The sequence below is a fragment of the Pseudomonas sp. NPDC089758 genome, from assembly GCF_044748705.1.
Classification (GTDB): Bacteria; Pseudomonadota; Gammaproteobacteria; order Pseudomonadales; family Pseudomonadaceae; genus Aquipseudomonas; species Aquipseudomonas putida_X.
In genome coordinates this window covers 54,201-71,921 of the sequence record NZ_JBIVGN010000011.1, presented here as the reverse complement: position 1 = coordinate 71,921, position 17,721 = coordinate 54,201, and the positions used below count along the sequence as shown (strand labels likewise).

The following is a 17,721-nucleotide window of genomic DNA, read 5'->3' as shown; positions in this document are numbered from 1 at the left end:
ACCTCCTGTTTGACCAGCTGAGGGGCGCAGCCAGCAGCCGCGCCCGTTGTTGTCAGAAGCTGAAATCGACCTTGGTCCAGAACGTCCGGCCGGGCTCGTTGACCGGCTGTGGATCGGACGCCGGGTAGCCGAACCCGGCGTTGCCAGCCAGGTTAAGGTGCTCGGAATAGGCCTTGTCGAACAGGTTGTCGACGCCTGCACTGAACTTGAGGTTGTTGTTCACCTTGTAGGCTCCATTGAGCGAGAACACGCCGAACCCGGCGCTTTTTTCGTAGTCCTTGCCGACCACATTGCCCTGGTTCTCGGCGATGCGGTTCTGTGCAGCCACCAGCCGCCACAAGGCCCCGGCGCTCCAGGTGTCGCGGCTGTAGGTCAGGCCCATGCGGCTTTCCAGGGGTGGCATTTGTGGCAGTGCCTTGCCGTCACTGCTGTTCTTGCCCCAGGCGTAGGCCAGGGTCGCATCGGCCTTCCAGGTTTCTGTCAGCTTGTAGGCGGCGCCCAGTTCTCCCCCCATGATGCGGGCATCGATGTTCTGCGCCTGGGAGGTGCTCATGCCCATCATGCCGTTACGGTAGTCGAACAGGATGTAGTCGCGGATCTGCCCGACATAACCCGAAGCCCAGGCTTCAAGACGCTCGTCGCGATACTGGATGCCGAAGTCGAGCTGGGTGGTCTTTTCTGGCTTGATGCCGTCGAAGGCGTTGGCTGCGCCAGGGGGCGCCAGCTGGGGCGAGAACAACTCCCAGTAGTCGGGGAAGCGCTGGGCATGGCCAAGGCCAATGTAAGTGGTGGCCGGCACCGCCGCGAGGTCGTGTTCATAACGCACGAAACCGCTGGGTAGCGTATCGGCGCGGGTATCACCTTCGGTCGCGCTGCCAGCCCGGAAATCGCGGGCAGAGGCGCGATCGAGGCGGGCGCCGGTGATCAGCCGGTCAACCCCTGTGGCGTACCAGGTCAGTTCGCCAAAGGCCCCGTAGTTATGGAAGTCGGCGTCCTTGGACCAGGGCTGGCCCTTGTGCGCATCAACGCCCATGCCACCGCGCTCGCGATGTTCGTTGGTCTGCGCGTCGATGCCACTGATCAGTTGCACGTCGGCCCAGCGCCAGGTGGCCTTGATGCGCGCGCCCAAGGTGCGGCGGTCGACATTGCTGACCATGGGCATACCCATCATGCCGCTGCCTGATGGGGTGCGCAGGCTGTAGTTGTCCATCACGTGGTCGGCGTAGTTGTAGTAGACCTGCGCCTCGACCTTGTCGAGCACCTCGCCGAGGTTGGACTTTTCAAAGCGCAGGCCCAGGCTTTCGCGCTTGAACTGCGAGCCGTCCATGCCACGGCCGGCATAGCGGGCCTCGCCGTCACCCTTACCGGCGGTGAGTTCGAGCAGGGTGTCCTGATCGGGGGTCCAGCCCAGGGTCACATCGCCGTTCCATTTGTCCCAGCGCGAGGGCACGGTGTCGCCGTTACCGTCGTGGTAGTCGTCCGAGCGCGACTGGTTGCCGACGAAGCGCGCATAGGCCTGGCTGTTGCCTGCGGCGGCGTCGAGCACCTGGTCGAAGCGGCCGTTGGAACCGGCCAGCAGGCTGGCGTTGATCCGGCTACCGAGGGTGCCGAATTTTTCCGGTTCACGTTCGAAGAGAATGGTCCCGGCAGAACCACCGGGGCCCCAGATCACGCTTTGCGGGCCTTTGATCACGGTAAGGCGGTCATAGGTTTCCGGGGCGATGTAAGAGGTCGGTGCGTCCATGCGGTTGGGGCAGGCACCGAGCATCACACCGCCATTGGTGAGGATATTCAGGCGCGAACCGAACATGCCGCGCAGCACCGGGTCACCATTGGTGCCACCGGCGCGGATGGCTGAAAAGCCAGGGATTGTCTTGAGGTAATCGGCGCCATCGCTGGCCGGCACGGGCTGGCGCGGGTCTTTGGGGTTGGTGACAACGGTCAAAGGCGAGCTGGGCGCAATGGCGGTGATCACCGTCGGGCTCAGCTCTGGCGGCGCTTGCTCGTGCGTTTCATGGCCAGGTTCGGCGGCCAGGGCCATGGGTGCGAGCAGCGAACCGCACAATACGGCGAACGTCCCTCGCAGATAGGGGGCGAATACAGGGGTGCAGCCTGACATAGTGATTCCAGTCGATCAGTCATGGGTGGGCGCGGAGCCTCCAGGCTCCGTGCGGCAGCAGGGGTCAGACACTGATCGAGGACGGTGGCGCGCGGCTGCGCGCACCGGGAAATATGGCCTGTCGGGCATGACCTTGGAGGGGGGCGGCAGGGAGGAGGGCGACGGGCAGGGCGTGCCCGGCAACCAGTGGGCTGAAGGTTTGCGGCAAGGCAGGGCAGTTGAACAACAGGCTGCAGTAGCCGCATTTCTCCCACATCACATGCACTTGGCCATCGTCGCCGTGGCCGTGATGCGAATTGCTGGCGTGACTGTGCTCCGAGGACAGCGCCATGCCCATCGGCATGCTCATGCCCGCGTGATGATCCATCGGCATCGACTGGGAGATCAGCGGGCCGATAAAGATCATCCACATGGCGAACAGGCTCAGCCAACCGCCACCGATGCGCCTGCGTTCAGGGCCGGTGGTAGGGCTGTGTCCGTTGCGTGGCAGGCTCATGAAAGCGAGCGCCAGTCAGCGAAGGGTCAGTGCGTGTGTTCGTGTGGCTGGTCTGCCGGGGGCTGCTTCTGCACGGCCACCTCGACCGTGATGTCACCGGCCTTCTCGAAATGCAGGGTCAGCGGGAAGCGCTTGCCGTCGCTGAGCAGGCTGCGGTCCTTGGGCTGCATCAGCATCACATGGTAGGCGCTGGGGGCGAAGACCACGTCCTTGCCAGCTGGCACCACTACATCACGCACCTGCTGCATCTTCATTGCGCCGTTGGCACTCATCACGTGTTCGTGCAGCTGTGCGTCAGCGGTGATCGGGCTGTCTACGCCGAGCAGGCGGTCATCGACCTTGCTGTTGTTGTGCACAATGAAGTAGGCGGCCACATTGGGCGCGTTCGGCGGCAGTTGCAGCGACCAGGGGTGAGCGATATGCAGCTCGCCTACCGTGTATTCATGGGCGTTGGCGAAAGCGCCGGGCAGCAGCAGTGCGGCCACGATGAGAGCTTGCTTGAGCATGGTGTAGGTCTCCGTTCTGTTCAGGTTCAGGTAAACAGCGTGATGAACTCAGACCAGGGGAGAGGCGCGGGGATTGAGCGCGGGCCAGAGCTGGCGCGGCGTCATTTGGTAATCGGCGGGCGGTGGCGCATGCGCAGCCGCCAACGCGGGTGGGTTGTGCAGTTGTGGCGGATAACCTGGCAGGGCCAGCAACGGCGTGGCACCCGAACAGCACCAGCAGTGCTGCATGTTCGAGTGATCGTCGCTTTGCGTGCCGAGGTCGATCTTGGCCAGAGCCTGAATGTCTACCTTGGCCTTACCAACCGCGCTGGAACAGAAAGCCCCCCACAGCAGCTGCTCGGCCGGGCCCTTGGGCGCGGCAGAGGACAGCGGCATGGCCAGCAGGTTGAACAGCACTGCGAGGCAGGCTATCCAGGCGATGTGCCGACGTGGGGGCATGGAGAGATCCGGTCAGGAATCGTGGTGGGTATTGTACGGCGCAGTATAGGTAAAAATGATGGGGTGCGGTGAAGTGACGCAGGCGGGTAGATGGGCTGCTGCGTAGCCCATCGCCGGCCATGAAGCTACTCCAGCCTTCAAGCCTTGTTACGGCCCATCAAGCCACGCACGGTCTCTTGCAAATCAGCTGGCAGCACCACCACTTTTGCATTGTTGCTGCTCGCCAGGTTCTCCATGGCGCCGACATAACGCTCACCCAGCAAGTACATGGCGGGTACCGTCTCAGTGCCCACCGCCTCTTTGACCAGCGAAATCGCCTTCGCCGAAGCCTCGGCAAGGTTGATTTGCGCTTCGGCATCGAGCTTGGCCGACTGCAGGCGCGCCTGGGCCTCGAGAATGGCGGCCTGCTTGGCACCTTCGGCACGGGTCACGTCGGCTTTACGTTCACGTTCGGCCGCGGCCTGGCGCTCCATGGCCAGCTGCATGTTCTGCGAGGGCTTTATGTCCTGGATTTCTACCGAACGGACGGTCACACCCCAGTCTTCGGTCTGTTCGGACATGGCCTCTCGCAGGCGTGCCTTGATCTGCTCGCGGCTGGACAGCGCTTCGTCCAGGTCCATGGCGCCGACGATGGCGCGCAGCGATGTCATGGTCAGGCTGGTGACGGCGAACGAGAAATTCTGCACGCCATAGGAGGCCTTCTGCGGGTCGACCACCTTGGCGAAGCACAAAGCATTGGCGACGATCACCGCGTTGTCGCGGGTGATGATTTCCTGCTCCTGCACGTCGAGGATGATGTCCTTGGTCGGCAGGCGGTAGGCGACCACGTCCATGAACGGGATGACGATGTTCAGGCCAGGCTTGAGCGTGCTGTGGTAGCGCCCCAGGCGCTCGACGATCCACTCCTCCCCCTGGGGTACGATGCGTACGCCTTTGAAGACAGTGATCAGGACGAAAACGGCGAGCGTGCCGACGACGATGAGGCTGGTCATGATGCGAACTTCCTTTTAATGCGGTTAGGCCCGGATGACCCGGGCAGTATTGCCTTCGATGGCGACAAGACGTACACGCTCGCCTGACGGGATATCGCTGTCGGCGACGCAGACCCATTCCTCGTTGCCCAGTATCGGTTTCTGAAACCGCACACGGCCTTTCTGGAATTGCGAAACGCTGCTGATCAGCAGCCCCACTTCGCCGATCACGCTGTCGGCCGTCCAGCGCACATCCGGCTGCTTGCGCCGGAACAGCTTGAACCAGAGTGCGGTGGTGACCGAGGAGAACAGCACCCACGCCAGTACCTGCATATCCAGTTGCAGGGTGGGGGCGGCGAGCGAGATGAGTGACACCAGCACGGCACCGATGCCGAACCAGATGATGAAGAACGTGGGCAGGATCAGTTCGAGCAGGATCAGCGCGATGCCGAAGACAAGCCAGATCCACCATTGCATTTCCATATGGTTGACGCCTTCCGGGGGAGAGGGGCGAGTTTACGCCAGCGCAGCGGCCCATGGCCATTCGACAGCCAGCGGAAAACTCTGAAACGGTTGTAGGACTCGAAGCGACTTACGCAAGTGCCAGCGTTGAAAGCAGCTGCGCGACTGACGTCAGCTCCAGGTCCACGGGCGGCAGTGCTGGGCGTTTCAGGATGAGCACCGGAATGCCAAGTTCCCGCGCCACCTCAAGCTTGGGCTCGGTCGCAACGCTGCCGCTGTTCTTGCTGACCAGCACATCGATAGCGCGCCGGGCGAACAGCGTCCGCTCATCGTCAAGGTGAAACGGCCCCCGCGCACCGATCACTTCGCAGCGATCGTTACCCGGGCAGGCCTGTAACGCCCTCAGGGTCCAGAACTGCTCTGGCGGAATCTCATCCAGATGCTGCAGCGGCTCGCGCCCCAAGGTGAACAACGGCCGACGGAATGGCTTGAGTGCCTGGATCAGCCCCGCCCAGTCCTCCACCTCGCGCCAGTCGTCACCGGGCTGGGCCTGCCATGCCGGGCGACGCAAGGCCCAGCACGGGATGCCCACGGCGCGTGCGGCGACGGCGGCATTGCGGCTGATCTGCGCGGCATAGGGGTGGGTGGCGTCTATCAACAACGTGATACCCGCCTCGCGCAGGTAGGCGGCCAGGCCTTCAGCCCCGCCATAGCCGCCGACCCGCACCTGGCAGGCCAGACCTTCCGGCACCCGGCCGATGCCAGCCAGGCTGTAGACATGCTGCGGCCCAAGCTGGCGGGCGATGGCCAGTGCCTCGGTGACACCGCCGAGCAGCAGGATGCGCCGGTTCATTGCACACCTGCCTTGCCGACGATGCCGCCCTGGCGGTCGATGGCGAACACTTCCACCTGCACCTGTGCAGGCACCACGCTGCGGGCGAACGCCAGGGCGTGCTCGCAAACCGCATCGCCCAGGGCTATGCCGGCGGCGTGCGCCAGCGCCAAGGCTTGCTGGCTGGTGTTGGCTGCCCTGATCGCTGCCTGCAGGTCGGCATCGGCGCCGATGTCTGCGGCCCAGCCGGCCAGTTGCGGCAGGTCGATGCTCGAGTGGCGGCTGTGCAGGTCCATGTGCCCGGCAGCCAGCTTGCTGATCTTGCCAAACCCACCGCACAGTGAAAGGCGTGGCACCGGCACCTTGCGCAGGTGCTTGAGCACCGCGCCGACAAAGTCGCCCATCTCGATCAAGGCAATTTCCGGCAGGCCGTACACGCGGCGCATGGTGTCTTCGCTGGCATTGCCGGTGCAGGCGGCGATATGGGTATAGCCATTGGTGTGGGCCACATCGATGCCCTGGTGGATGGAGGCGATGTAGGCCGCGCAGGAGAAGGGCCGCACGATGCCGCTGGTACCGAGAATCGACAACCCGCCGAGGATGCCCAGGCGCGGGTTCATGGTCTTGAGCGCCAACTGCTCGCCGCCCGCTACGTTGACCGTGACTTCGAAGCCGCCGCGGTAGGCGCAGTCGTTGGCCAGTTGCTGCAGGTGTTCGCTGATCATGCGCCGCGGTACCGGGTTGATCGCCGGCTCGCCCACGGCGAGTACCAGGCCGGGGCGGGTGACGGTACCGACACCCACCCCAGCGACAAAGCGTATGCCCGGCGCTTGCTGTAAACGCACTTGGCTGTAGAGCAGCGCACCATGGGTGACATCGGGGTCGTCGCCGGCGTCCTTGAGTGTGCCAGCTTCGGCGTGCTCGCCCTCGCGGCGGCAGAATTCCAGGCGCATCTGTACCACCTTGCCCTTGGGCAGGGTGATGCTCACGGCGTCAGCGCACACACCGGTCAACAGCAGGCGCGCTGCCGCCAGGCTGGTGGCAGTGGCGCAGCTGCCGGTGGTCAGGCCGCTGCGCAGTGGCGCAGGTTGTTCGCGGGTTTCTTCACGCATCGAGGGGCTTCACCACGTCGAGCAACGTGATCGGCAATGCCTGGCGCCAAGTGTCGAAGGCGCCCAATGGCTGGGCCTGGGCGACATGGATGCGCGTCAGTTCACCGCCGTGCAGTTGGCGAAAGTGCGCCAGTGCCAGTTCGCTTTGCAGTGTCACGGCATTGGCCACCAATCGCCCCCCTGGGCGCAGCCGCTCCCAGCACAACGGCAGCACGCCTTCCCGGGTGACGCCGCCGCCGATGAAGATCGCATCCGGGCGCTCCAGCTCGGCCAAGGCCTGCGGTGCCTTGCCGCGCACCAGTTGCAGGCCGGGGACACCCAGGGCGTCACGGTTGTACTCGATGAAGCCCTGGCGGCCCTCGTCGGCTTCGATTGCCAGTGTTCGGCAGGCCGGGTGGGCGCGCATCCACTCGATGCCGATCGAGCCACAGCCTGCGCCCACGTCCCACAGCAACTCGCCTGGCTGCGGGGCCAGGCGGGCCAGGGTGATGGCGCGTACGTCACGTTTGGTCAGCTGGCCGTCGTGCCGGAACGCATCGTCCGGCAGGCCGGCCGTGGGTGAGCGCCGCGGAGCGTCGGCAGTGGCCTGGCACTCGATGGCGACCAGGTTCAGCGCGGCCACCTGGGGCTGGGCCCAATCATCGGCGATACCCGCCAGGTGGCGTTCGGCAGGGCCGCCGAGGTGCTCGAAAACCTGCAGGCGGCTCGGCCCGAAACCGCGCTCGCGCAGCAGGGCGGCGATGGCTGCAGGGCTGTCACCGTCGTTGCTCAGCACCAGCAGGCGCATCCCGCTGTAAAGGTGGGCGTTGAGAGCGGCCAGGGGGCGTGCGACTACAGACACCACCTGCACGTCCTGCAGCGGCCAGCCAAGGCGGGCGGCGGCCAGGGCGCAGGAAGAGGGCATCGACAGTACCTGCAGCTCTTGGGCCGGCACCTGCCGCGCCAGGCTGGCGCCGACGCCGTAGAACATCGGGTCACCGCTGGCGAGCACGCACACCTGCTCACCGCGCCGGGCCAGTACCGGGGCGAGCGAGAACGGGCTCGGCCAACCCTCTCGGGCGGCGCTCACGCAGCGCGGTAACAGGGCCAGCTGACGTGGGCTGCCGATGATCCGCGAAGCGCCGAGCAGGGCGCGCCGGGCCTGCTTGCCCAGCCCACTGAAGCCGTCTTCGCCGATGCCAATTACTGTCAGCCAGGGTGTCATGTGTTTCCGATCCGCCATTTTTTGGGGGCGCGTTGCCCCCCTCAGCCGGCAAAGGGGGGCGACGCGGTGATGAATTTCTGTTCAATCGCCAGCGATGCTCGACCACCGGCTTTTCATGCCGCCGGACAAAGCAGGCATAATACCGCGCCTTCTACACTCAAGCGCATTTTCAGCGATTGCCGGACGCCCCTTTGAAGCAGGTCCATACCCCACCCGTGTCGCCCCGTCCCTCGGCTTGCCCGGGGTTGTGGCGCATCGTCAGCGCTCTGGATGGCGGGATCTGCCGGATCAAGCTGCCCGGTGGGCTGTTGCTGGCCGATCAGGCCGATGCCGTGGCGGCGGCTGCCGAGCGCTTCGCCGGTGGCGTGATCGAGGCGACCAACCGCGGCAATCTGCAGATCCGTGGCATTGGCGATGATCACGCCGGCCTGATCGAAAGCCTGCTGGCAGCAGGCCTGGGCCCCCGCGACGCTGCCAGTGACGATGTGCGCAACCTGATGCTCAGCCCTTTGGCCGGGCATGACCCCTCGATGGTGCTGGATGTTCGCCCCCTGGCCGAACACATCCTCGACCTGCTGCAAGGCACGCCGCGCTTTCATCAGTTATCGGCCAAGTTCGCCCTGCAACTGGACGGCGGCGAAGGCCTGGCGATGCTCGAGCACCCACACGATCTATGGCTTTGCGCATTGCGGCTCGAACAACGCACCTGGCTGGCGTTCGGCCTGGCCGGCTGCCCGGCTGACGGCCAGGTGCTGGGTGCGGTGCCGGTAGAGCAGGGGCTGGAATTGGTGCGTGCAGTGCTTGAGCGCTTTCTCGATCTGGCCAGCCCGGAGCAGGCGCGCATGCGCCAGTTGCTGGAAAACTGCTCAGTGGCGCGATTCATCGCGGGGCTGGGGCTGGAAATCCGCCGGGATGATGCCGTGCTCGCGTGGCGCCGCCCAGCGAGCCACCGCTCATGGCTCGGCGCCGTTCAGCAGCAGCAAGGCATGGCCCTGGGCATTGCCCCGCCGCTTGGCAGGCTCAACGCCGACATGCTGCGCGGTGCGGCGCGCATCGCCCGTGAACACGGCGATGGCAGCCTGCGCCTGAGCCCCTGGCAAAGCCTGATGCTGACCTCTATCGCTGGCACGCGCATCGCTGCGGTGCAACGTGAGCTTTCGGCCCTTGGCTGGCTGTGCCACAGCCATGAGCCCCTGGCCCGCCTGGTTGCCTGCACCGGCGCCAGCGGCTGCGCCAAGGCGCACGGCGATACCAAGGCCGATGCCGTGGCCCTGGCAGCGCTCTTGCCTGCGGGCGCGCCTGCCAGCGTGCACCTGTCTGGTTGCCCCCGATCCTGCGCCGTGGCCCATGTCGCCCCGGCCACGCTGCTGGCCCGCTCGCCGGGCCGCTATGACCTCTATTTGCGTGACGCGCGCCTGCCGGGCTTCGGCGCCCTGCGCGCCGCCAACCTCACCTTGAACGAAGCAGGCGCCATGCTCGACCTGCCGACGGAGCACCTTGATGATTGATTACATCCGCGATGGTCAGGAGATCTATCGCAATTCTTTCCGGATCATCCGTGAGGAGGCCCGGCTCGAGCGGATCCCCGCGGACCTTGAGAAACTCGCCGTTCGTGTGATCCATGCCTGCGGCATGGTCGAGGCCATCGACGGCCTGCAGTTCTCCGAAGGTGCAGGCCGCGCCGGCCGTGAGGCCCTGGCCAACGGCGCGCCGATCCTATGCGATGCGCACATGGTCGCCGAAGGTATCACCCGTGCACGCTTGCCCGCTGACAACAAAGTGATCTGCACCCTACGCGACCCGAGTGTCCCAGCCTTGGCCAAAGATGCCGGCAATACCCGCTCGGCGGTGGCCCTGGAACTGTGGCGGCCCTACCTGGAGGGCAGCGTGGTGGTGATCGGCAACGCACCGACCGCACTGTTCTACTTGCTGGAAATGATCGATGCAGGGGCACCCAAGCCTGCGCTGATCCTCGGCTTCCCGGTTGGCTTCGTCGGTGCGGCGGAGTCCAAGGCCATGCTTGCCGCAGATAGCCGAGGGGTACCCTTCGTGATCATGCAGGGCCGCCTGGGCGGTAGCGCGATGGCGGCGGCGGCGGTCAATGCCCTCGCCACGGAGGTGGAATGATGGCGCCGCGTGGACGTCTGCTGGGCCTGGGCGTAGGCCCTGGCGACCCTGAGCTGATCACCCTCAAGGCCCTGCGCTTGCTACGCGAGGCCCCGGTGGTCGCCTACTTCGTGGCCAAGGGCAAGCGTGGCAATGCCTTCGGCATCATCGAGTCGCACCTGCAGCCAGCGCAAACGCTGCTGCCGTTGGTCTATCCGGTGACCACCGAGGCGTTGCCGGCACCGTTGTCCTACGAGCAGGTCATCAGCGATTTCTATGACGAGGCCAGCGTGCAGGTGGCCGAACACCTCGATGCTGGCCGCGATGTGGCGGTGATCTGCGAAGGTGACCCGTTCTTTTACGGCTCCTACATGTACCTGCACGACCGTCTGGCGCAGCGCTATGACGCGCAAGTGATCCCTGGCGTCTGCTCGATGCTGGGCGGCGCCTCGGTACTGGGGGCCCCTTTGGTTTACCGCAACCAGAGCCTGTCGGTGCTGTCGGGCGTGCTGCCGGCCGAAGAGCTCAAGCGGCGCCTGGCCGACGCCGACGCGGCGGTAATCATGAAGCTGGGCCGCAACTTCCCCAAGGTGCGGCAGGTGCTGGGCGAACTGGGCCTGGACAGCCGAGCGCTGTACGTGGAACGGGCGACCATGGCCAATCAGAAAATCGTCGCGCTGGATCAGGTGGATCCACAGTCATCACCGTACTTCTCGCTGATCATCGTGCCGGGTGAAAAATGGCAGGGATGAGCATGCACAAGGCACCGGCGATCATCGTGCTCGGCGCTGGCAGCGTGGCCACCGCGCGGCGCATTCAGCAGCGGTATCCACAGGCAACGCTGCACGGCCTGAGTGGTCGGGTCGACCTGGCCGACCAGTATTACGAAAACTTTGGCGACACGTTGCGCGAGCTCTACCGGCAGGACACGCCGATCATTGCCCTGTGTGCGGCGGGTATCGTCATCCGTAGCCTGGCCAGCCTGCTCAGCGAGAAAGGCGCGGAGCCGCCGGTGCTGGCGGTGGCCGAGGACGGTAGTGCGGTAGTGCCGCTGCTGGGCGGGCTGAGCGGCGTCAACCTCATGGCCCGGGAGATCGCTGAGGCGCTGGGCGTGGCTCCGGCGATCACCACCAGTGGCGAGCTGCGTTTCGGCACCTGCCTGCTGAACCCACCCGAAGGCTACGCCCTGGCGGACATCGAACAGGGCAAGCGTTTCGTTTCCGATCTGCTGGCGGGCGAAGCCGTACGCATCGAGGGCGATGCGCCGTGGCTGGCTCAGGCCCAATTGCCAACCAGTGAAGCCGCCCAGCGCACCATTCATGTGGGATGCACTGCGCGCCCGGCCAGCCGTGACGAGTTGCTGATCCGCCCCCGTTCGGTGGTGGTTGCGGTGGATGCGGGCGGCCCTGAACTGGTCGAACGCGTCAATGATGCCCTGCGTGAAGCGGGCATCGCCGAGCAGTCACTGGCGTGCCTGCTGGCCGCCGAACAGGCCATGGCCGAACCGTCCTTGCTGGCAGCGGCCGAGACGCTGGGTGTCGCACTGCGTTTTGCGGCCAAAGAAAGCACGCTTGTCAGCATGGCCGCCGCAGCATTGCCGGATGCGCGCCTGATCGAGCAGGCGGGCCTGGTCATCGCGCTGGCATCGGCGCCAGTCAAGGTCAACCAGCTGGGGCGCAAGCGTGGTCGCCTGGCCGTCATCGGCCTTGGCCCTGGCGCCGCCGAGCTGATGGTGCCGGCGGTCAAAGCCGAGCTGGCACGCGCCGAGGACATTCTCGGTTACGAAACCTACGTGCGCATGGCCGGACCGTTCCGCGACGACCAGGTGCAACATTGCACCGACAATCGCGAAGAGATGCAGCGCGCGCGTCATGCTTTCGAGCTTGCTGCCCAGGGGCGCTCGGTGGTGGTGGTGTCGTCGGGTGACCCGGGGGTCTTCGCCATGGCCGCAGCCGTGCTGGAAGCGCTGCACGGGTCCTCTGACCCCGCCTGGCATCGGGTCGATCTGCAGATCCTGCCGGGGGTTTCGGCCTCGCTGGCCACCGCCGCTCAAGCGGGCGCGCCGCTGGGGCATGACTTCTGCGTGATGTCGCTGTCGGACAATCTCAAACCCTGGTCGACCATCGAACATCGGCTGGGCCTGGCAGCTCAGGCCGACCTGGTGCTGGCCTTCTACAACCCGATCTCGCGTTCGCGCCCCTGGCAGCTTGGCCGCGCGCTGGAAATCGTGCGCCAGCACCGGGATGGCGATACACCCGTAGTGCTGGGGCGTGACATCGGCAGGCCGGGGCAGACGCTCAAGGTGGTCACCCTCGCCGAGTTGGTGCCAGAGATGGTCGACATGCGCACCATGGTACTGGTCGGTTCTTCCACGACCTGCACCTTTGCCCGTGCCGAGGGTGGGCAGTGGGTCTATACCCCGCGTTGGTACCCTGTTGCGCCGTAAGTGGCGGGGCTAGCCGACCAGATAGCCCCTGATGCCGGTAAAGATGATCTGCGCCGCCAAGGCGCAGACGAACAGCCCCATCAGGCGGCTGACGATCTGCAGGCCTTGCTCACCGAGAATGCGCTCGATGCCGTGCGACAGATACAGCACCAGGCCCACGGTGAAGCTGGCCAGCGCGATACTGACGATGGCCAGTAACTTGTCGTCCCAGTGCGGCTGGCTGACGCCCATCACCAGCAGCGCGCCGATGGTGCCCGGGCCTACGGTGAGCGGGATCGTCAGCGGTACGATGGTCACGTCCTGCTGCACGTTGTCGGCCTGCACGGCCGGTTTGCCCTGGGCCATCCCCAATGCCGAGATGAACAGCACGCTGCCGGCGCCGATGCGGAAGGCATCGGCCGTGATGCCGAAAATGCCGAAGATCGCCCGCCCGAACAGGTACAGCAACACACTGGCCACCAATGCGGCGAACGCAACCTTCCAGGCTAGCTGCTTGCGCTCCTTGCTGGAGTGGCCACGGGTCAGGCTGATGAAGCACGACAGCACGAAAAACGGGCTGTAGAGCACCAGCATCTTCAGGTAGACACTGAACAACTCGTGAAGCATGAGGGTGAGTCCTTTGTCGGAGCGGCCTGGTGGCGCAGAAGGGCTGCGCAGCAACCGCAGTTCCATGCAGCGCTGCTGTAATCCAGGCCGCTGCTGCAGCGCTTTATCGTTAGGAGGTATGCAGCGGATCGGTCTTGGTTTCCCGCTGGTTCGCCCAATACTGGATCAACTCGCGCAATTGCGACAGCTCCACCGGCTTGGCCATGTGCCCATCCATGCCGGCCAGCCGTGCGCGCTCCTTGTGCTCGGCGAGGATGTGCGCGGTCAGTGCCACCACCGGGGTGCGCTGGCGCTGGTTGGCGACCTCCCAGGCGCGCAGTTGCTGGGTGGCGGAGAAGCCGTCGAGCACCGGCATTTCACAATCCATCAACACCAGGTCGTAGCGCTGGGCTTTCATGGCCTGCAGGGCTTCCTCGCCATTGCTGGCGGTATCCGGTTCGAGATTGAGTTTGCCCAGCATGCCGCGGATCACCTTGGTCGAGATGCTGTTGTCTTCGGCGACCAGCACGCGGAAGTCGCCCGGCAGCTCGTGTGTGGGCGGGGTGCCTGGCAGGGTCATCGGCACGGTCTGTTCGCGGCCGCGCTGGGCCAGCTCTTCGGCCAGGGTGGTCTTGAGCGTGTAGCCGGCCACCGGTTTGGCCAGGATGCGCTTGACCCCGGCATTGCGGGCAATGACTTTGCTCGGTGCATTGCTGATACCGGTGAGCATCACCACGAGGATGTCGTGGTTCAGGCTTGGGTCTTCCTTGATCTTGGCGGCCAGCTGCATGCCGGTCATGCCGGGCATGTTCTGGTCGAGCAAGACCGCGTCGAAATAGTCGCGCAGGTGCGCCTTGGTCCGGAGCAGGGCCAGGGCTTCTTTGCCCGAGGGCACGGCACTGACGTTCATGCCCCAAGCGCTGCACTGCTGCACCAGCACCTTGCGGCAGGTGTCGTTGTCGTCCACCACCAGCACCCGGGCGTCACGCAATGGGCTGTCGAGGTCGGCCAAGGGTTGCTCCAGCCGCGAGGGGTCGAGCGGCAGGGTCAGCCACAGGGTGTTGCCCATGCTGGTGCTGCTCTTGATGCCGAATTCGCCTTGCATCAGGCCGATCAGTTGCTTGGCGATGATCAACCCGAGGTGGCCGCCAAGCTTGTTGCTGGACAGGAAATGGTGGCTGTGCAGCTCTGCCTGCAGCAGGGCTTCGCGCTCGGCCGCAGGCAGCGGCTCGCCGCTGTCCTGCACGGCGATCCGCAGGCGCGGCACTTCGCTGCGCTGGTCCAGTGCAACGACCAGGAGGATTTCGCCGTGGTCGGTGTTTTTCAGGGCGTTTTCCAGCAGGCTGGAGAGGGCCTGACGCAGGCGCGTCGGGTCGCCGCTGATGACCCGTGGCACTTGCGGCTGGGTGAAGCTGATCAGCTCGATGTTCTGTTGTTCGGCCTTGGCGCGGAAGATGTTCAGGCAGTCTTCGATCAGGGCATTGAGGTCGAATTGCACATCGTCCAGTTCGATCTGCCGCGACTCGAGCTTGGAAATGTCGAGAATCTCGTTGATCAGTGTGAGCAGTTCGTTGCCGGCGCTGTGGATGGTCTGCACGTAGTCACGCTGCTTGACCGACAGCGGCGTGCCCAGCAGCAGTTCGGTCATGCCCAGCACGCCGTTCATGGGGGTACGGATTTCATGGCTGATCTTGGCCAGGAACTCGGCCTTGGCATTGATTTCGGCGTCACTGGCCGCCAGTGCGCGGCTGGCGCTGAAGCGCTCTTCGCTCATGCGCCGCAGGCGCTCGCTGACCGCCAGGTTGAGCAGCAGGCCGCTGGCCACGGTCAAGCCGAGCAGAATGCACAGCAGCCAGGGCGTCGAGGTGCGAGTCAGGCCGAGCAGGGCCGGCAGCAACACCAGCCCGCCCAGGTTGAACACGACCATGGCCAGGCTGAACAGGCGTGCCGGTGCATAACCTTTGTACCAGTGGTAGCTGCTGACCAGCAGCATGCTCACACTGCCCAAGGCCAGCAGGGCGTAGGTCATCAGGTTGAGCGGCAGGGTATCGACGAACAGCAGGATCAGGCCGCTGACCGCGGCCACCAGCATTTCGCCCTGCAGCAAGCGATTGAGCTGCGGTGAATTGCAGCGCGAGAAGAAGTGCTGGGTGAAATAAAGCCCCGCGAGGCCCGCCAACACCAGGGTCAGGTAGGCGGCCGGGGTTTGCGCACTGTGCCACAGGTGCCACCAGGGGCCGCTGAGGTTGAGCAGGATCAGGCCGCTGAGCAGCATCAGCCCGTGGTACAACGCAAGGACCAGGGTGGTGCTGGAGCGGGTGTATAGAAAGCGGATCAGGTTGTGCAGGATGAGCATGGCCAGGCCGCCGAAGAGCATGCCGAACAGCAATGGCTGGCCATGGTTTGAAGCGGCGACCGCCGCAGGCTCCAGGGTGATGGCCGGGCGCAGTTGATGCTCGGAGACCAGGCGCAGGTAGACGTCCACCGCGGTCGGGCTGTTCGGCAGGGGCAATACGTGATCGCTGCCACGCAGGGTCGGGCTGGCGTTGCCGGCCTGGCGGCCGTGGTGCAGCTGGCGTAGCAGCCTGTCGCCCTCCAGGGCGTAGAGATCCAGGCGTGAAAGGTCCGGGGCGAAGACCCGCAACAGTCGCTCCTGCTCACCCGGTTCGAGGCGATAGTGTAGCCACAGGGCCTGTTGCGACGGTGCTGCATCGAGGTCGCCCAGGGTCGTGGGGCTGAACTGGTTGCGATAGCGATCCGAGCGGACGTCGCTCAATTGCAGGTTGGCTTGTTCGTCGAGCAAAACGGACCAGCCTCCGCCTTGGTCGGCCGAAGCCGGGAGCAGGCAGAGCAGGGTCAGCAAGCTGACGATCAGAGCTGTGGCAATCCGAAGCCGACGCACTACGAGATCCCTTCCTAGCTGATGTGCCGTGGAGTAACTATGCGCGGCGCGCCAAGTCGAAGGCAAGGCCCCGATGGGGCCATGTCGACGAGCCGAAAGCCGCACGCGCAAGACGCTGCGGCTATCCGGTCAAGGTTATTGCTGGTGTTCACCGCGCTCGCGGGCAATGGCCCGATAGCCGATGTCGGTACGGTAGAAGCTACCGCTCCAGGTGACTTCCTTGGCGAGGCGGTAAGCCTGCTGCTGGGCATCTGCCACCGTGCTGCCCATGGCCGTGGCGCAGAGCACGCGGCCACCGTTGGTCACGACCTGGCCGTCCTTGAGCGAAGTACCGGCATGGAACACCTTGCCTTCGATCTTGGCTGCGGCCTCCAGGCCACTGATCGCGTCGCCCTTGGCGTAGTCGCCCGGGTACCCGCCGGCAGCCAGCACCACACCCAGGCTCGGGCGCGGGTCCCACTGCGCTTCGACCTTGTCCAGCGCCTTGGCGAAAGCGGCTTCGATCAACAGCACCAGGCTCGATTCCAGGCGCAGCATGACTGGCTGGGTTTCCGGGTCGCCAAAGCGGCAGTTGAACTCGATGACCTTGGGGTTGCCCGCCTTGTCGATCATCAGGCCGGCATACAGGAAGCCGGTGTACACGTTGCCTTCTTCGGCCATGCCGCGCACGGTCGGCCAGATCACCTGGTCCATCACGCGCTGGTGGACATCGGCGGTAACGACTGGGGCAGGGGAGTAGGCACCCATGCCGCCCGTGTTCGGGCCGGTGTCCTGGTCACCCACGCGCTTGTGGTCCTGGCTGGTGGCCATTGGCAGCACGTTGTGGCCGTCGACCATCACGATGAAGCTGGCTTCCTCGCCGTCGAGGAACTCTTCGATCACCACGCGCGAACCGGCTTCGCCAAAGGCGTTGCCTGCGAGCATGTCACGCACGGCGGCTTCGGCTTCTTCCAGGGTCATGGCGACGATCACGCCTTTGCCTGCAGCCAGGCCGTCGGCCTTGATCACGATCGGCGCGCCTTTTTCCTGCAGGTAGGCCAGGGCCGGCTCGATCTCGGTGAAGTTCTGGTAGTCGGCGGTCGGGATCTTGTGGCGAGCCAGGAAGTCCTTGGTGAATGCCTTGGAGCCTTCCAGCTGGGCCGCGCCCTTGGTCGGGCCGAAGCAGTCCAGGCCGCGGCTGCGGAACAGGTCGACGACACCGATGACCAGTGGCGCCTCGGGGCCCACGATGGTCAGGTCGACATTCTTCTCGGCGAAGTCTGCCAGTTGCTCAAGGGCGGTCACGTCGATGGCAACGTTCTCGCACTTGGCTTCAATGGCGGTACCGGCGTTGCCAGGGGCGACGAATACTTTCTCGACGCGTGGGTCCTGGGCGACTTTCCAGGCCAGGGCGTGCTCACGGCCGCCGCTGCCAATGATCAAAACTTTCATTACAGGCTCCTTCGGAGAAGCTGCAAGCTGCAAGCGTCAAAAGAAAGCGGTTGGCGCTGATCCTTTCACGTGCTCACAACTCAGGGATTCAAGGGGCTGTGGCTGCAAGCA

The 17,721-nt window shown here is 65.1% G+C and carries 16 protein-coding genes; 4 read left to right on the top strand and 12 right to left on the bottom strand.

All coding sequences use genetic code 11. The features are described 5' to 3' along the window. Nucleotides 1–52 precede the first annotated feature (52 nt). The 9 genes from ACIPZH_RS16205 to cbiE form a co-directional block, all read right to left on the bottom strand. A complete protein-coding gene (locus ACIPZH_RS16205; protein ID WP_400636877.1) occupies nt 53–2,119 on the bottom strand; it encodes a TonB-dependent copper receptor in 2,067 nt (688 codons plus the stop codon). 64 nt (nt 2,120–2,183) lie between these two features. Beyond that, nucleotides 2,184–2,615 (bottom strand): DUF2946 domain-containing protein, encoded by a 432-nt coding sequence (locus ACIPZH_RS16200; protein WP_400636875.1) that lies wholly within the window; start codon nt 2,613–2,615, stop codon nt 2,184–2,186. A 26-nt stretch (nt 2,616–2,641) separates the two neighbouring features. After that, nucleotides 2,642–3,121 carry a copper chaperone PCu(A)C gene (locus ACIPZH_RS16195; protein WP_400636873.1) on the bottom strand — a complete coding sequence of 160 codons (480 nt, stop codon included), beginning with the start codon at nt 3,119–3,121 and terminating at the stop codon, nt 2,642–2,644. Nucleotides 3,122–3,169: 48 nt separating this feature from the next. Then, nucleotides 3,170–3,559: a DUF2946 domain-containing protein gene (locus ACIPZH_RS16190; RefSeq protein WP_400629853.1), complete on the bottom strand. Its 390-nt coding sequence runs from the start codon at nt 3,557–3,559 to the stop codon at nt 3,170–3,172. A gap of 137 nt (nt 3,560–3,696) precedes the next feature. Beyond that, nucleotides 3,697–4,551: an SPFH domain-containing protein gene (locus ACIPZH_RS16185; RefSeq protein ID WP_241806198.1), complete on the bottom strand. Its 855-nt coding sequence runs from the start codon at nt 4,549–4,551 to the stop codon at nt 3,697–3,699. Between the two features lie 24 nt (nt 4,552–4,575). Continuing rightward, nucleotides 4,576–5,013: an NfeD family protein gene (locus ACIPZH_RS16180; RefSeq protein ID WP_241806197.1), complete on the bottom strand. Its 438-nt coding sequence runs from the start codon at nt 5,011–5,013 to the stop codon at nt 4,576–4,578. Nucleotides 5,014–5,122: 109 nt separating this feature from the next. Next, complete coding sequence (locus ACIPZH_RS16175) at nt 5,123–5,845, bottom strand: cobalt-precorrin-6A reductase (protein ID WP_400636871.1); 723 nt, start codon at nt 5,843–5,845, stop codon at nt 5,123–5,125. Further along, nucleotides 5,842–6,936, bottom strand: a complete 1,095-nt coding sequence (locus ACIPZH_RS16170; protein WP_267819031.1) for a cobalt-precorrin-5B (C(1))-methyltransferase — start codon at nt 6,934–6,936, stop codon at nt 5,842–5,844. The genes ACIPZH_RS16175 and ACIPZH_RS16170 overlap by 4 nt, the downstream gene beginning before the upstream one ends. Continuing rightward, complete coding sequence (cbiE, locus tag ACIPZH_RS16165; RefSeq protein ID WP_267819029.1) at nt 6,929–8,140, bottom strand: precorrin-6y C5,15-methyltransferase (decarboxylating) subunit CbiE; 1,212 nt, start codon at nt 8,138–8,140, stop codon at nt 6,929–6,931. The genes ACIPZH_RS16170 and cbiE overlap by 8 nt, the downstream gene beginning before the upstream one ends. Nucleotides 8,141–8,316: 176 nt before the next feature. Here cbiE and cobG point away from each other — a divergent pair, with 176 nt between their 5' ends. The 4 genes from cobG to cobJ are packed head-to-tail and all read left to right on the top strand — an operon-like array spanning nt 8,317 to nt 12,692. After that, a complete protein-coding gene (cobG, locus tag ACIPZH_RS16160) occupies nt 8,317–9,648 on the top strand; it encodes a precorrin-3B synthase (protein ID WP_400636870.1) in 1,332 nt (443 codons plus the stop codon). Then, nucleotides 9,641–10,267, top strand: a complete 627-nt coding sequence (locus ACIPZH_RS16155) for a precorrin-8X methylmutase (RefSeq protein ID WP_267819025.1) — start codon at nt 9,641–9,643, stop codon at nt 10,265–10,267. The genes cobG and ACIPZH_RS16155 overlap by 8 nt, the downstream gene beginning before the upstream one ends. Beyond that, nucleotides 10,267–10,998 (top strand): precorrin-2 C(20)-methyltransferase, encoded by a 732-nt coding sequence (locus ACIPZH_RS16150; protein ID WP_241806191.1) that lies wholly within the window; start codon nt 10,267–10,269, stop codon nt 10,996–10,998. The genes ACIPZH_RS16155 and ACIPZH_RS16150 overlap by 1 nt, the downstream gene beginning before the upstream one ends. 2 nt (nt 10,999–11,000) lie before the next feature. After that, complete coding sequence (cobJ, locus tag ACIPZH_RS16145) at nt 11,001–12,692, top strand: precorrin-3B C(17)-methyltransferase (protein ID WP_400636869.1); 1,692 nt, start codon at nt 11,001–11,003, stop codon at nt 12,690–12,692. 9 nt (nt 12,693–12,701) lie between these two features. Here cobJ and ACIPZH_RS16140 read toward each other — a convergent pair whose 3' ends face one another. The 3 genes from ACIPZH_RS16140 to purD form a co-directional block, all read right to left on the bottom strand. Next, nucleotides 12,702–13,298 (bottom strand): MarC family protein, encoded by a 597-nt coding sequence (locus ACIPZH_RS16140; RefSeq protein ID WP_039602487.1) that lies wholly within the window; start codon nt 13,296–13,298, stop codon nt 12,702–12,704. 109 nt (nt 13,299–13,407) lie between these two features. Then, nucleotides 13,408–16,179, bottom strand: coding sequence for a response regulator (locus ACIPZH_RS16135; protein WP_400636867.1), 2,772 nt, complete (start codon nt 16,177–16,179; stop codon nt 13,408–13,410). 135 nt (nt 16,180–16,314) lie between these two features. After that, a complete protein-coding gene (gene purD, locus ACIPZH_RS16130) occupies nt 16,315–17,610 on the bottom strand; it encodes a phosphoribosylamine--glycine ligase (protein WP_400636865.1) in 1,296 nt (431 codons plus the stop codon). Nucleotides 17,611–17,721: the final 111 nt, after the last annotated feature.

Bases quoted from the DNA above. Each gene is read 5' to 3' on its own strand.
- ACIPZH_RS16180 (WP_241806197.1), bottom strand. From the start codon at position 5,013: ATGGAAATGCAATGGTGGATCTGGCTTGTCTTCGGCATCGCGCTGATC.
- purD (WP_400636865.1), bottom strand. From the start codon at position 17,610: ATGAAAGTTTTGATCATTGGCAGCGGCGGCCGTGAGCACGCCCTGGCC.
- ACIPZH_RS16200 (WP_400636875.1), bottom strand. From the start codon at position 2,615: ATGAGCCTGCCACGCAACGGACACAGCCCTACCACCGGCCCTGAACGC.
- ACIPZH_RS16155 (WP_267819025.1), top strand. From the start codon at position 9,641: ATGATTGATTACATCCGCGATGGTCAGGAGATCTATCGCAATTCTTTC.
- ACIPZH_RS16140 (WP_039602487.1), bottom strand. From the start codon at position 13,298: ATGCTTCACGAGTTGTTCAGTGTCTACCTGAAGATGCTGGTGCTCTAC.
- ACIPZH_RS16170 (WP_267819031.1), bottom strand. From the start codon at position 6,936: ATGCGTGAAGAAACCCGCGAACAACCTGCGCCACTGCGCAGCGGCCTG.
- ACIPZH_RS16150 (WP_241806191.1), top strand. From the start codon at position 10,267: ATGGCGCCGCGTGGACGTCTGCTGGGCCTGGGCGTAGGCCCTGGCGAC.
- ACIPZH_RS16185 (WP_241806198.1), bottom strand. From the start codon at position 4,551: ATGACCAGCCTCATCGTCGTCGGCACGCTCGCCGTTTTCGTCCTGATC.
- cbiE (WP_267819029.1), bottom strand. From the start codon at position 8,140: ATGACACCCTGGCTGACAGTAATTGGCATCGGCGAAGACGGCTTCAGT.
- ACIPZH_RS16195 (WP_400636873.1), bottom strand. From the start codon at position 3,121: ATGCTCAAGCAAGCTCTCATCGTGGCCGCACTGCTGCTGCCCGGCGCT.
- ACIPZH_RS16175 (WP_400636871.1), bottom strand. From the start codon at position 5,845: ATGAACCGGCGCATCCTGCTGCTCGGCGGTGTCACCGAGGCACTGGCC.
- cobJ (WP_400636869.1), top strand. From the start codon at position 11,001: ATGCACAAGGCACCGGCGATCATCGTGCTCGGCGCTGGCAGCGTGGCC.
- ACIPZH_RS16205 (WP_400636877.1), bottom strand. From the start codon at position 2,119: ATGTCAGGCTGCACCCCTGTATTCGCCCCCTATCTGCGAGGGACGTTC.
- ACIPZH_RS16190 (WP_400629853.1), bottom strand. From the start codon at position 3,559: ATGCCCCCACGTCGGCACATCGCCTGGATAGCCTGCCTCGCAGTGCTG.